We start from the raw sequence: 13,526 nt of genomic DNA on the forward strand, positions 1-13,526 counted from the left end.
CAGGCAATCTGGAATGAATTTTGGCTACGTTACTGTGAACGGAGTGAACAGTAACCATTTTCCCATTTACAAAGTCACATACAAAAATGACAGAATTTTGAAATATCTGACGCACTTGCAATAAACAAAAATTGATCATTATCTCAAAATGAAACGCACTCCACAGGAATGTCCTAATGGAGTGCGTCTCACTTTGTTTATAAATCAATACTTTAGAGAATATCAAAATTATAACTTTTATACTGCATTTACACTGCTTATTCAGCGTCTGCTGCCTCTGTCTCTTCCGGTTCTTCTGTTGTTTCCGCATCTTTAGTGTCATCGGAGGCTGCATCAGAATCTTCTGTCGCTGCTGCATCTGCATCCTCAGCTTTTTCTTCGCTGTCCACAACACCACCTTCAACTACCAGGTCATCCGGATTGATGTTGTCACCGTATACAGGTTTCAGAGTTTCTTCGAAATCTTTATGGAAGAACTGTTCATCTGCCAGAGATTTGATTTCATCGTTGATTGCGTTCAGAAGGTCTGTGTTGCCCTTCTGTACTGCTGGTGCAATCGTATCAATATCACCAAGAGATTCGATTCCTACAGAGAATCCTTCATTCTGCTGAGCCCATGCAAGTACTTCTGTATTGTCTGTGGAGAATGCATCTCCTCTTCCATCAAGAAGCGCATCGTATGCTTCCTGGTATTCATCAAATTTTACAAGTTCAATATCCGGATAGTTATCTGTGAAATATGTCTCTGCTGTTGTTCCTTTTACAACGATCAGCTTCTTGCCTTCCAGATCTTTTACATCTTTGATCAGCGCATCATCAGGAGAAACAACTCCAAGAGCTACCTTCATATATGGAAGTGCGAAGTCTACTTTCTCCGCTCTGTCATCGGTTACTGTAAAGTTTGCAAGGATCACATCTACTTTTGCAGACTGCAGATATTCTACACGACTTGCTGCCTCTACATAAGTAAATTCTGCATCGTCTTCACTTCCCAGAAGGTCTTTTGCAAGTCTTTTTCCAAAGTAAATATCGTATCCCTGAACATCACCGTTTTCATCTACATATCCAAATGGATTCTTGTCACTGAATACACCGATTTTGATCTTTCCGTCTTTTTTGATCTCATCCAGAGTACGGGCCTGTGCAGTGTTTCCACCGTCATCTGCCGCACTTACAAGAATACTTCCGCCAAGAAGTGTTGTTGCTGCTACACCTGTTGCTAATAAGACTGCTAATATTTTTTTCTTCATGTTCTTTTCCTCCATGTTTTAAAAAATTTGATTTTATTATAATTTTTATAACCTTTATAACCAGCTCTTATGATATCCTGCTATTTCGTGGATATTATCATCCATTTCAGGATTTATAAAATATTCTGTTTTCCTCTATTCTATTTTTTCACTGTTTCATAATGGAAACTGTTCAGGAACTGTTTTGCCCTGTCAGTCTCTGGATTATCAAAGAACTGTTCCGGAGTGTTCTCTTCTACAATGTTTCCCTTATCCATAAAGATCACTCTGTCTGCTACGGAACGGGCAAATTCCATCTCATGAGTGACGATCAGCATGGTCATTCCTGTCTTTGCAAGTTCCAGTACTACCTGAAGTACTTCTCTTACCATCTCAGGATCAAGTGCTGCTGTAATCTCATCCAGAAGCATGATCTCCGGATGCATCAGCATGGCACGTACAATGGCAACTCGCTGTTTCTGACCACCGGAAAGCTGCCTTGGATAATTATCTTTCTTATCCAGAAGACCAACTCTGTCAAGAAGCTGCTCCGCTTCCTTTTTCACTTCTTCTTTATTTCTTTTCTGTACTTTCATTGGTGCCAGAAGAAGATTATTTAAAATTGTCATATTCGGGAAAAGATCATAGCTCTGGAAAACCATTCCTATCTTCTCTCTGACTTTGCTTATATTCTTTTTTTCTTTCTCATAGCTTACACCGTTAAGCTTCAGTACACCGGTGTCAATCTCTTCCAGGCGGTTGATACATCGCAGGAAGGTACTTTTTCCACATCCGGAAGGTCCTACGATCACCACCACTTCTCCCTTTTGCAGAGAGAAGGAAACATCATCCAGAATAGGAACATTGTTTACATATGATTTCTTTAAATGTTCTACTTCTAAAATCGGCTGTCCCATTCATTTATCCTCATTTCTCTATTAATCAGCAAACTTCTTTTCCAGTACTCTGGAGAGTCTGGAAAATGGAAAACATATGATAAAATACATAAAGAATACTGCACCGTATACCCAGAGGGCCGCTGTCGGATTTGTATAACGTGATGCATCTATGATCTGTTTTCCAACTTTTAACACCTCTACTACTCCGATAAGAGCTACCAGTGATGTGGTCTTGATCATTCGGGTAAGAAGATTCACTGCGGATGGAAGAAGTCTTCTTATAGTCTGCGGAAGGATAATATAAAGATAGACCTGCCATTTGTTTAATCCAAGACCGTATCCGCTGTCATACTGGTGTTTAGGAATGGAGATCAGCGCACTTCGCACCAGATCACCCATTTCAGCAGTTCCCCAGAATGTAAATACAATGACCGCCGCTGTCTCACCGGAAAGATTCATCCCCAGATGCTTGGCCGCTCCGAAATATACCAGGAACAAAAGCACCAGCTGCGGCATGATTCTTACTATTTCAAGGTAAATGCGGCAGATAAACTTAATGATTTTATTTGGGATATTCATTACCATCCCAAGAAGAAATCCAAGGATTATGGAAAATACCATGGAAATCAGTGCAATTCTTATTGTTACCCACAAGCCCTGCCAGAGTCTTAATGAGTTGATTCCCTTAAAAAGAACCTCAATCCCCATATTCTGCATAGCGGACTCTCCTTTCTACAAATGAACAGATAAGTGAGATTGGTAAAAGTATGATCAGATATGCGATTACCAACATAAACAGGGCTTCATCTGTTTTGTAATAAATTCCGATCAGGTCTTTTGTCACAAACATCAGGTCTGCAAGTGCTACTGCACTGAATACGGAGGTTTCCTTAATAAGAAAGATCGCATTTGCACAGAATGCCGGAATAGAATTGGATACCGCCTGGGGCAGGATAATGTTTGTAAATACCTGACTCTTACTCATTCCAAGGCTTAATGCGGATTCCACCTGAATGGGCGGAACATTGTCCAGGCCGCTTCGGAAGGCTTCTGCCATATAACTGCCTCCGAGAAAGGTCAGTCCTGTGATCGCACACTGTTCTGAACTGAGGACAATCCCTATTTTCGGAAGACCGAAATACAGGAAAAACAACTGGATCAACAATGGTGTATTTCTGGACAGTTCAATGTAACATTCCACGATCTGACGAAGTACAGGAATCCTGAAATACTTAATCATGCTGCAGACAAGCCCAACCACAATGGCAAGCAGCACACCAATCACCGCCATGTGAAGTGTAAGCTTTGCTGCCTCAATATAAAGAGGTGTCTGCTCGCGGATAAACTCAAAATCCATGGTTACTTTATTCTCCTTCTATTATTATGATTTAGAGCATATTTGAAGAACGCTCTGGTGTGCCTGTGCCGCTTATTACTTTTCAATCCACTGCTATTTCGGTTAAAGCAGGTAGTTTACTTGATTTAGTTAAAGCGTTACATCTGCACATCTGTGAACTATCATAACATTTCAGGCTTCATCCTGCAAGCTTTTCATAAATTGCATCTGCAAGTCTGCTATGTCCCAGTTCATCCAGATGCTCCTGATCAGCTTCTCCCGGTCGGGCAAATTCTGAAGCCGGAAGATAAGAAATATTTCTTCTTCTGGCGATTTTCTCATACACCCGGGGCAGATTCCATGATACTTCGATAGAATTCTTATCGAATTCCGGATCAAAATCCTCTTCCCAGATTCTCTCCCCAAGGTAGATTGGAGATACCAGTAATATTTTGGCATCCGGGTTTACAGTGTTGATCTGATCAAGGAGCTGTTCAATCCCCTGTCCGATCACTTCCGGGGTTGCGCTGTATACGCTTTTACAATCGTTCGTGCCAAGCATGAGAACGATAGTGTCTACTGGTCTGTGGCTCTCAAGGATTGCCGGAAGCATTTCTGTTCCTCTTCTTTCTGTACGGAATGGATCATCGAATACGGTGGTTCTTCCGCAGAGTCCTTCTTCGATTACTCTGTAGCCTTTTGTTCTTACTTTGTCATCCAGGATGCTGGTCCAGCGGGTACCCCATCCGTATCTCTGATTAGTAGTTCCCGGGATTAAACCGTATGTATTGGAATCACCGAAACATAAGATTTGTTTCATGTCTTGTCACCTTCTTATCTGATATTTTTAATGGGATTTTTGTTTTCCCTGTTTTCATATTGATTTGATAGGAATACTATACAATCTTTATTTTTGTTTGTCAAGCCCTTTTTTGTATTTTTTGAAAATGTTTATTTGTACGTCATAAGTCATAAAGGGACGCTCAGAAATATTTTTATTTTCCGTGCGGTTTCGGGACCTATAGCAATCCTCGTAAATAATCAAAAAATTTTTGATACCGATATTATTTCCAGTCCTGAACTTTATATTTTTTATATTTTGCAGGTGTCGTGCCTGTATATTTTCTGAAGATTTTTATAAAATAGCTCTGTGTGGAAAAGCAAAGATATTCACTGATCTGTGCTGCTGTATAATCTGAATAGGTCAGCATATTACAGGCAGCTTCTATCCGTTCTTTCTGAATATAGTCGACAAAAAGCATTCCTGTTTCTTTTTTAAACAATCTGGAAAGATAACTGGCACTGATCCCTGCTGCCTCTGCAGTTTCTTCCAGTGTAACGGGAACATGCAGATGAAGATGAATATATTTTACTGCCGCTTCAATTTCTCTGCTGTAATGTTGCATCCCGGACTTCTGCACTTCCTGGGCAAATCTCAGGGCTGCTTTTTGTAATAACTTTTCTATAGAAGATTTGCTGGTGCACTCTTCTACTGTCTGAATATAACCGTCGCTTAATGCATAAGCAGTTTCTTCAGGTACACCACCTTCAATGGCAGCTCTGGTAAACAGCGTAATTCCTGCTATAAACATATTTTTACTGTTTCTCAGTTCATTTCTGGACAGGATTCCAGGGGTTCCATCCGGTGTGAGCTGAAAAACAGACTGTATTCTGTCTGTCTGGCCATTCCTGATAGCATCATACTGCCGACGCTCACTGGCATAAGATTCATGTTTCTGTAAATTTTCACGTCTCTCAAATAGAGTATTCCTGCTCCGGTTCTCTGCAATCTGTTGTTCTTTTTCATTGTATTCCTTACTTTTCTCCTGCATCTTTATTCCTCTCGCATACACAGTAATATTTTGTTATTTATAGCAATATTTTACTATATTTTATCATTTACAGGTGATATAGTCCAGATAAAGGCAACACAAACAATCTGTTTGTTACTGTTCACTCCGTTCACAGTAACGTAGCCAAAATTCATTCCAGATTGCCTGCGGCAATGGAATTTTGGCTTGTATGTCTCGGGATTTTGGCATATTCATGCCAAAACACCTCGCGGGATAGTGGTGTGTGAACAGTAACATCTGTTTCACATATAAATAAACTTATGGAGGAATTTATTATGAAGCGTGATTTAAAGAAAATCATCAGCCAGATGACTCTGGAAGAAAAAGCAGGCATGTGCTCAGGGCTTGATTTCTGGCATCTGAAAAGCGTGGAAAGACTTGGAATCCCGGAGGTAATGGTAAGTGACGGTCCTCACGGGCTTCGTAAGCAGGATGACAAAGGAGATCATCTTGGAATGAACGACAGTATCAAAGCAGTCTGCTTCCCTCCCGCAGCTTTAAGTGCCTGCTCTTTTGACCGTAGCTTAATGGAAGCCATGGGCAAGACTATTGGCAGAAAAGCACAGGCAAATGACGTATCTGTTGTTTTAGGACCGGCTGTCAATATTAAACGTTCTCCGCTCTGCGGAAGAAACTTTGAATACTATTCAGAAGATCCATACCTTGCAGGTGAGATCGCTGCTGCATTTATCAATGGTGTGCAGTCCCAGCATGTAGGAACTTCCATCAAGCATTTTGCAGCTAACAATCAGGAATATCACCGCATGAGCAATTCTTCTGAAGCAGATGAAAGAACACTCCGTGAAATTTATTTCCCTGCATTTGAAACTGCGGTAAAAAAGGCTCAGCCATATACATTTATGTGCTCCTATAATCAGATCAACGGTACTTTTGCTTCTGAGAACAAATGGCTTCTTACCGATGTTCTCCGCAATGACTGGGGCTTTGAAGGATATGTTATGTCTGACTGGGGTGCTGTCAATGACCGTGTGAAGGGTCTGGAGGCCGGCCTGGATCTGGAAATGCCAGGTTCCAACGGAACAAACGATGCTCTGATCATGGAAGCCGTAAAAAATGGCACTCTGAAGGAAGAAGTTCTGGATCAGGCTGTAGAACGTATCCTGAATATTATTTACAAATATGCGGACCACCGTGCACCGCAGGAATTTACCATGGAAAAAGACCATGAAGAGGCACGCCGTATTGCGGAAGAATCTATGGTCCTTCTGAAAAACGCAGACCAGATTCTGCCTCTGAAGACCTCTGAGAAAGTAGCTTTTGTAGGTGGTTTTGCCAAAAAACCTCGTTTCCAGGGCGGCGGAAGCTCTCATATTAACTGCTTTAAAATTACCAATGCACTGGAAGCTGTTCCTGCTGATGCACAGGTTATTTACGCAGAAGGATTTCCTGCTGATAAAGATTTATACGATGAAAAACTGGCTGCTGAAGCACTTCAGGCTGCAAAAGCTGCTGATAAGGTTGTGATCTTCGCCGGACTTCCGGATAGTTTTGAGTCTGAAGGATATGACCGTTCTCATATGAGACTGCCAGAATGCCAGAACCGTCTTATTGCTGAGATCCTTGAAGTTCAGCCAAATACTGTGATCGTTCTTCACAATGGTTCTCCTGTGGAAATGCCATGGATCAATAATGTGAAAGGTATTCTGGAAGCTTACCTTGGCGGACAGGCAGGCGGAGCTGCTGTTGCAAATATCCTCTATGGTATTGTAAATCCAAGCGGTAAACTGGCCGAGACAATCCCGGTGAAACTGGCTGACAATCCATCCTACCTGAACTTCGGTGGCGGCGATAAAGTGGAATACCGTGAAGGTGTATTTGTAGGATATCGTTATTATGACACCAAACAAATGGAAGTTGCCTATCCATTCGGATACGGACTCTCCTATACTACTTTTACATACAGCAATCTGCAGATTTCCAACACAAATCCAACAGAAAAAGATACTGTCACTGTTTCTGTAGATGTAACAAATACAGGAAACGTTGCAGGAAAAGAAGCTGTCCAGCTCTATGTGAAAGACATGACAGCATCCACGATCCGTCCGGAAAAAGAACTGAAAGGTTTTGAAAAAGTCCAGCTTGCTCCCAGCGAAACCAAAACAGTTACTATGAAACTGGATAAGCGTAGCTTTGCATGGTACAACACCCAATTACAGGACTGGTATGCTGCAAGCGGCAAATATGAGATTCTGATCGGTGCATCCTCCAGAGATATCCGTCTCTCTGAAACCATTGAACTCTCCAGCAGCCAGGTAATTCCCATGCATATTCATATGAACACAACACTGGGTGAGCTTTTCAATAATCCCAACACAAAAGAAGCAGCAAAAGAACTGACTTCCAGATATCTGGCTGCAATGAACGGCGGTTCAGACACAGCTTCCCAATCTGCTGCTGAAGCTATCACTGAAGAAATGGTAGCAGCAATGACAGATTCCATGCCACTTCGCTCTCTGTGCAGCTTTGGCGGATTCTCCCGGGCTGAGATCCAGGAGATGATTGACAAACTGCAGGCAATCTATAGCAATCCTCTGAAATAATGCATCTTAATCCAGCCCATCAGAGTGTGAAATCCTGCGTCAGATATCTTTGCCGTGCGTCAGCACGCCTGCAGATATCTTCCTTGTCTTTCGCACTCTACTGAACTGTCTTAAATGCATTATTTACAAGGATTGCTATAAAACAAAAAAACTACTGTATATAAGCTGAATTTTTTTCCGGCTTTATACAGTAGTTTTTATTTATTTCTCTCTAAACCATTCCTTCATCACATCAAAAATTTTTATAAGCTCTTCGTCACTGATCACATATGGAACCATAGAGTACATGTAGTTCAAAAATGGCCTGCTGAACACACCCCGTTCATAAGCAAACTGCTGGAAGCCTTCCAGATCTCTGGAATCATGAACCTCCACGCACACACAGCCACCCATGATCCGGACTTCTTTGATCCGTGGATCTGTGAATGCTTCCATCTCACCACGTGAAACCTGTTCAATATGACGGATTTTACTCATATAATCTTCACGCTCAAAAATCTCAATCCCTTTCAAAGCCACAGCACATGCCAGCGGGTTTCCCATAAAAGTAGGACCATGCATCAGGGCAAGTCTGTCATCATCACTGTAAAAGGCATCAAATACCTTGTGATTTGCCACAGTGACAGCATGACCAATATATCCTCCTGTAAGGGCCTTTCCAAGAACCAGGATATCCGGCAGAACAAGATCTGCCACAAAGCGATTACCTGTGCGGCCAAACCCGGTTGCAACCTCGTCAAAAATCAAAAGAACATCATACTGGTCACACAATTCTCTTGCTCTCTTCAGGAATGAAATATCATACATCCGCATTCCTCCTGCTCCCTGTAAAAGAGGCTCCACAATAAAGCAGTTCAGACGGTCATGATACTGTTCAAATGCCTCCTCCAGGGCCGGAATCTCAGTGGGAATATGGACAACACCCTCTTTTTTGTCAAAAGCGAAATGATAATCCTCGTCATCACCAACTTCCATTGCCTTAAATGTATCCCCGTGATATGCATGTTCAAGAGCCAGCACTAACGGGCGCTTTCTTCCCTGATTGGTGTTGTATTGAAGGGCCATTTTAAGTGAGACCTCCACTGCAACACTTCCTGAATCTGAAAAAAAACAATAATCCAGATCTCCTGGCAGAAATTCCTGCAGCTTCGCAGAAAGCTTTTCCACCGGCTCATGTGTCAGTCCCCCAAGCATTACATGACAAAAACGGTCTGCCTGTTCCTTGATCGCTTCTGTCAGTTCCGGATGCTTATATCCATGAATCATACACCACCAGGAAGATATAGAGTCTATCAGCTTCTGATCTTTTGTATAAAGATGTACACCCTCTGCATCCAGAATCTTATAGGGAGCTTTCATTGTTTTCATTTGTTCATAGGGATACCATATCATTTGATCTTCACCTCATCATAAAATTCTGCCAGTACATCTGCATCTATATCAAGATCCTTCGCATTATCCTGTACTTTTGCAATAACCGGAAGGCCTGTCATATATTGGCACATAGCAATATTATCCTCTTCCATAATATTTCCGGGATGGTAATGGTTAAAAATAATACCTTTGATTGGAAGGGAATGGGCTTTCATATACTCAGCAGTCAATACAACACTGTTTATTGTACCAAGCCCTGCATCTGCCACCAGAATACTGGAAAGCTCAAACTTTCTTATCACATCTTCAAGCTGGATTTTGCGTTCATCAAAACAGAGCGGACAGAGGATACCGCCACTTCCTTCCATGGTAATATATTCATAATCATTTGCTGCCTTCAAAAATCCTCTTCGCACAACATCAAGATCCACCGGATTACCCTCAACTCTTGAAGCAAGATGAGGAGACCAGGCATTTTCATATACATAGGGACACATATCATCCAGAGACTGGGAAATACCAGACATCTCTTTAACAAAAAGTGCATCGCCCGGGATTAGACTTCCGTCTGCACGCCGGTCATTTCCACTCATTGCAGCTTTGTAATAAGCCGGATTTTTTCCTGCCTGTGCCAGTTTTTTTACGATCAGTCCTGAGAGATAGGTTTTGCCCATGTCTGTTCCTGTTCCTGTAATAAATATCGCTTTACTCATGATTCTTCCACTTCCTTCCAATATTCTGGTGTTACATTTCTGCCCATATCAGAGAGCATTTTTCGGTCGCTGCGGATGGTTGCGCAGGCAACAGTAGTCAGCATATTCCCTGTTATTGTAGCGGAGGCACCGGATTTAAAAGCGGTTTCCCCGTCATTGGTAAGAAGTGCCCGTCCGGCAGCAAGACGAATATTAGCCTCAGGATTAATATAACGAAAGAAGGCAATTGTCCGGAGGATATCCTGCTCTGAAAGCTGATCAAGATGTTCCAAAGGTGTTCCCGGAATGGGCATCAATGCATTGATCGGAATGGAGTCAATACCCAGCTCTGCAAGGCTGACTGCCATATCCAGACGATCCTCCCAGGTCTCTCCCATTCCTATGATGCCACCGGAACATGCACACATTCCTTCTGCCTTTACCTTTTTCAGAGTTTCAATCTTCATATCGTATGTATGTGTCGTACATATATTAGGAAAATTTCTCCGCGAAGTCTCAATATTATGATGGTAACTGGTTACTCCAGCTTCATGAAGACGATGCAGCTGTTCGGAAGAAAGAAATCCCATGGAAGCACAGAGATCGATATTGCATTCCTTATACATGGTTTCATAGGCATGAATCGCCTGATCAAATTCTTTTCCGGTCAGAGCCTTTCCTGCAGTGACAATGGAAAAACGATCAACGCCCTCCTCTTCATTCATTTTACATGCTTCCAGAATCTTTTCCTCGGGAAGAAAATCATAGATTTCACAGGAAGTATGGTGGTGTACTGACTGAGCACAATATTTGCAGTCCTCCGGACACCTGCCGCTGCGGCCATTGATAATGGAACAGAGATCTACCTTATCACCGATATATGCTTCGCGGATACGGTCTGCTCCTTCACATAACTCATCTAAATCACAGGTGAGAAAAAAAGAAAGATCATCTTTCCTTGTGATTCTGCGTCCATCAATAATTTTCTGTGCTAAAATAAGTGGATTCATTTTGCAAGCTCCTCCGTTTCCAGTCTGACATTTGATTTTGAATCAAAAAGATATTGAAGTACTACCGGTCTGACACGCTTTGCAATAACAGCTCCCAGAACACTTAATGCAATGTCACCAGGTACTGCAAGAAGAAAACAATAAAGAATCAGCGGCCAGATTCCAATCGGTGTATCAATCACATAATTACAGATCACATAGTAATAAACCATTCCACAGGTATAGACAATCATCAGACCTGCCAGATTCGCAAGTAAATAACGAAAAACTGTCTTCTGCTTAAGACGCTCTGCAATAAGTCCGGTCACGTATGTTCCCAGGCAGAATCCTATAATATAACCGAAGCTTGGCTTGAAAATATACCAGATTCCACCGCCTTCCGAAAAGATCGGAAGTCCTGCCAGCCCCAACAGCATATAGGCAACCACAGAAATCATACCCCTTCTGGATCCCAGAAACAATCCAGCAAGCATAGTGAACAGGTACTGCAGTGTAAAAGGAACCACAGGTATAGGGATTTTAATAAACGCACCTGCTGCAATCAATGCCGTAAAAAGTCCGCAATAGATCATGCTTTTTGTTTTAGTCATTTGTAAACCTCCATATATTTTATGGTTTACTATTTTAAAGCACAGAAGGTTAATTGTCAACTTTTTTATTTTCTCAGTTTACAGTTTGCCTTGCTATTTGCGTCACAGCATATATAATATGGTCAAGCGGATAAAATCATCCGCTTCGCTACTTGCTTGATTCGGTAATCACGACCACCGGCTAAGTCGGTGGTCGTGATTTTTCATCAACTGTCGAAAACGGGTGTGTGTCATTTCATCGGGAATTTCTTTCTTGCCAGGTCAGTTCTGCTTTTTCCTTACAGTTCTCAGAAAATAACAGATCGACCACGCAATACTCATTCCTGCTGCAATTCCAAAAGCAAAAAGAAACGTATCCCGTCCATATTCCAATGCTCGAACAGTATTTCCTTCCACAATGCTGTTCATACAATAATAAAGAGTACTTCCGGGAATCAGAGGGATTACGGAAGTAACAAAAAAAGATGTAGATGTTTCTTTACAGATTCTTGCAAGAATTTCTGCATACACATCTGTAACAAAGCCAGCCATCAGAGTCGGAAGAAAAACATTTCCCCAGAATTCTTTTCCCAGAAGGAACACCAGCCAGCTAAGGAAGCCGCCAACTGCTGCCAGAGGCAAATATTTCTTTTTTATATGAAAAAGAATTCCAAATCCTACAGAGCCAATGGCTCCGGTAATTAATTGTATCATGATTGCTGCAGTCAAAGTCCAAACCTCCCAAATAAAATAATTGCCCCCATAAATCCAAGTGCCAGTGCCGCAGCAAGTAGTAAAGCAGCAATCAGACGGATGATTCCAGAGAGTGTATCACCAATAAGTACATCCCTGATTGCATTTGTCGACATCAACCCCGGAATCAAAAGCATAATGTCACCGATCATAATCTTATCCATGCGAAGGAATGGGCACAGCAAGGTTAATCCACAGATTGCACAGCCTGTAAAAAAAGACGCCACAAACTGAAAAGTCACTTCATTCATGCATACCGGACGAAGATATTGCTGTAATCCCCAGATCAGAACAGCCCCAAATCCTGCTGCAACAGCATCCGGAATACTTCCACCATAAAAAAAAGCAAAACTGCATGCAGCCAGAAGGCTTCCAAGAAGTTTCCATAACGGTTTCGTCTTATTTATGTTAATTTTATCAAATTCTTTCCGAAGCTCTGCCGCAGGGACAGGATGATTACAGAAACGACGGCTCAGATCATTCAACTGCTCTAATTTTGTAAAATCATTTCCACCACTTTCCCTGATCCGTCGGGTCTGTGTCCGCGCTCCTTCTTCTGGAAATTCCATGGTAATAACGATACTGGATGTGATCACAAAAACATTCATCTGTGCAGCACCACAGGCATAACCCATTCGGTTCAGCGTATCCTCCACTCGAAAAATCTCTGCACCGCTGTTTAACAATGCGTCACCCATATCAAGAAAAATATGTAAAAAATCTTTAGATGTCTGCATAGGATTACTCCTTTAATTTTGCAGAAAAGAGTCCGGCATAATATACGCCAGTGTCTTACTTCTGCACTTTTGTATTCTGAAGATAGCTTTAGTATAAGGCTTAATTGCAGTGAATACAACTTCTATTTTATAGCGCTTACATAAAATAGTTCCAATTCAGATTATTTTGAAAAAATAAGATGTGTTTTTCAAATCAAAAAATATGAGTAGTAGTCAAGAGGACTTGATGGATTAATCCGTCAAGCCCTTTCTATTTATTATGAGAAATAATCAGTGTACGAGCTGTCAAGTATTTTCTTCCTTCTTATAAAAATTAAAATTCTTGACAGCTCTGTTTTGGGCAAATAAAAAAATATCATAGAATCTAGTTTAATAGACTCATATGATATTTCTTTGATTACTCCTGTGATTACCCGTGAAGACGAAGACGCGCAAAAGCCTTCATTTTCAAAGGTTTCGAGCAGGGGATGAGAGAATCGAACTCCCACCAAAGGTTTTGGAGACCCCTATCAT

Annotated in this window: 13 protein-coding genes; 1 reads left to right on the top strand and 12 read right to left on the bottom strand. The window is 41.6% G+C overall.

Going from position 1 to position 13,526, the window contains the following annotated elements; translation table 11 throughout:
- Positions 1 to 257 precede the first annotated feature (257 nt).
- The 6 genes from LJE12_RS18085 to LJE12_RS18110 all read right to left on the bottom strand — a co-directional run bounded on the left by LJE12_RS18085 (position 258) and on the right by LJE12_RS18110 (position 5,296).
- The gene (locus LJE12_RS18085) at positions 258 to 1,250 is read right to left on the bottom strand and encodes a cysteine ABC transporter substrate-binding protein (RefSeq protein WP_008708207.1); all 993 of its coding nucleotides are present in this window, start codon (positions 1,248 to 1,250) and stop codon (positions 258 to 260) included.
- 140 nt (positions 1,251 to 1,390) lie between these two features.
- A complete protein-coding gene (locus LJE12_RS18090) occupies positions 1,391 to 2,146 on the bottom strand; it encodes an amino acid ABC transporter ATP-binding protein (protein ID WP_008708208.1) in 756 nt (251 codons plus the stop codon).
- Positions 2,147 to 2,167: 21 nt separating this feature from the next.
- A complete protein-coding gene (locus LJE12_RS18095) occupies positions 2,168 to 2,845 on the bottom strand; it encodes an amino acid ABC transporter permease (RefSeq protein WP_008708209.1) in 678 nt (225 codons plus the stop codon).
- Positions 2,826 to 3,485, bottom strand: a complete 660-nt coding sequence (locus LJE12_RS18100; protein ID WP_008708210.1) for an amino acid ABC transporter permease — start codon at positions 3,483 to 3,485, stop codon at positions 2,826 to 2,828. Before LJE12_RS18100 ends, LJE12_RS18095 begins: the two co-directional genes overlap by 20 nt.
- Before the next feature lie 178 nt (positions 3,486 to 3,663).
- The gene (locus tag LJE12_RS18105; protein ID WP_008708211.1) at positions 3,664 to 4,284 is read right to left on the bottom strand and encodes a GDSL-type esterase/lipase family protein; all 621 of its coding nucleotides are present in this window, start codon (positions 4,282 to 4,284) and stop codon (positions 3,664 to 3,666) included.
- A gap of 244 nt (positions 4,285 to 4,528) precedes the next feature.
- Complete coding sequence (locus tag LJE12_RS18110) at positions 4,529 to 5,296, bottom strand: helix-turn-helix domain-containing protein (RefSeq protein ID WP_227292324.1); 768 nt, start codon at positions 5,294 to 5,296, stop codon at positions 4,529 to 4,531.
- Between the two features lie 296 nt (positions 5,297 to 5,592).
- On the opposite strand from LJE12_RS18110, the gene LJE12_RS18115 reads away from it, so the two are divergent.
- A complete protein-coding gene (locus tag LJE12_RS18115; RefSeq protein ID WP_227292325.1) occupies positions 5,593 to 7,878 on the top strand; it encodes a glycoside hydrolase family 3 C-terminal domain-containing protein in 2,286 nt (761 codons plus the stop codon).
- A 201-nt stretch (positions 7,879 to 8,079) separates the two neighbouring features.
- Here LJE12_RS18115 and bioA read toward each other — a convergent pair whose 3' ends face one another.
- The 6 genes from bioA to LJE12_RS18145 all read right to left on the bottom strand — a co-directional run bounded on the left by bioA (position 8,080) and on the right by LJE12_RS18145 (position 13,013).
- Positions 8,080 to 9,270, bottom strand: a complete 1,191-nt coding sequence (gene bioA, locus LJE12_RS18120) for an adenosylmethionine--8-amino-7-oxononanoate transaminase (protein WP_055148905.1) — start codon at positions 9,268 to 9,270, stop codon at positions 8,080 to 8,082.
- Positions 9,267 to 9,965 carry a dethiobiotin synthase gene (gene bioD / locus LJE12_RS18125; protein WP_227292326.1) on the bottom strand — a complete coding sequence of 233 codons (699 nt, stop codon included), beginning with the start codon at positions 9,963 to 9,965 and terminating at the stop codon, positions 9,267 to 9,269. The genes bioA and bioD overlap by 4 nt, the downstream gene beginning before the upstream one ends.
- Positions 9,962 to 10,954 (bottom strand): biotin synthase BioB, encoded by a 993-nt coding sequence (bioB, locus tag LJE12_RS18130; protein ID WP_118571583.1) that lies wholly within the window; start codon positions 10,952 to 10,954, stop codon positions 9,962 to 9,964. Before bioB ends, bioD begins: the two co-directional genes overlap by 4 nt.
- The gene (locus LJE12_RS18135) at positions 10,951 to 11,544 is read right to left on the bottom strand and encodes a biotin transporter BioY (protein ID WP_173698407.1); all 594 of its coding nucleotides are present in this window, start codon (positions 11,542 to 11,544) and stop codon (positions 10,951 to 10,953) included. Before LJE12_RS18135 ends, bioB begins: the two co-directional genes overlap by 4 nt.
- Positions 11,545 to 11,805: 261 nt before the next feature.
- Positions 11,806 to 12,252, bottom strand: a complete 447-nt coding sequence (locus tag LJE12_RS18140; protein ID WP_081017098.1) for a threonine/serine exporter family protein — start codon at positions 12,250 to 12,252, stop codon at positions 11,806 to 11,808.
- Complete coding sequence (locus LJE12_RS18145) at positions 12,249 to 13,013, bottom strand: threonine/serine exporter family protein (protein ID WP_055053850.1); 765 nt, start codon at positions 13,011 to 13,013, stop codon at positions 12,249 to 12,251. The genes LJE12_RS18140 and LJE12_RS18145 overlap by 4 nt, the downstream gene beginning before the upstream one ends.
- Positions 13,014 to 13,526: the final 513 nt, after the last annotated feature.

Source organism: Blautia sp. DFI.6.71, from assembly GCF_020593585.1.
GTDB classification, from domain to species: domain Bacteria; phylum Bacillota; class Clostridia; order Lachnospirales; family Lachnospiraceae; genus Blautia_A; species Blautia_A wexlerae.

Coding starts and splice junctions, on each gene's coding strand:
- LJE12_RS18085 (WP_008708207.1), bottom strand. CDS start 1,250: ATGAAGAAAAAAATATTAGCAGTCTTATTAGCAACAGGTGTAGCAGCA.
- LJE12_RS18090 (WP_008708208.1), bottom strand. CDS start 2,146: ATGGGACAGCCGATTTTAGAAGTAGAACATTTAAAGAAATCATATGTA.
- LJE12_RS18095 (WP_008708209.1), bottom strand. CDS start 2,845: ATGCAGAATATGGGGATTGAGGTTCTTTTTAAGGGAATCAACTCATTA.
- LJE12_RS18100 (WP_008708210.1), bottom strand. CDS start 3,485: ATGGATTTTGAGTTTATCCGCGAGCAGACACCTCTTTATATTGAGGCA.
- LJE12_RS18105 (WP_008708211.1), bottom strand. CDS start 4,284: ATGAAACAAATCTTATGTTTCGGTGATTCCAATACATACGGTTTAATC.
- LJE12_RS18110 (WP_227292324.1), bottom strand. CDS start 5,296: ATGCAGGAGAAAAGTAAGGAATACAATGAAAAAGAACAACAGATTGCA.
- LJE12_RS18115 (WP_227292325.1), top strand. CDS start 5,593: ATGAAGCGTGATTTAAAGAAAATCATCAGCCAGATGACTCTGGAAGAA.
- bioA (WP_055148905.1), bottom strand. CDS start 9,270: ATGATATGGTATCCCTATGAACAAATGAAAACAATGAAAGCTCCCTAT.
- bioD (WP_227292326.1), bottom strand. CDS start 9,965: ATGAGTAAAGCGATATTTATTACAGGAACAGGAACAGACATGGGCAAA.
- bioB (WP_118571583.1), bottom strand. CDS start 10,954: ATGAATCCACTTATTTTAGCACAGAAAATTATTGATGGACGCAGAATC.
- LJE12_RS18135 (WP_173698407.1), bottom strand. CDS start 11,544: ATGACTAAAACAAAAAGCATGATCTATTGCGGACTTTTTACGGCATTG.
- LJE12_RS18145 (WP_055053850.1), bottom strand. CDS start 13,013: ATGCAGACATCTAAAGATTTTTTACATATTTTTCTTGATATGGGTGAC.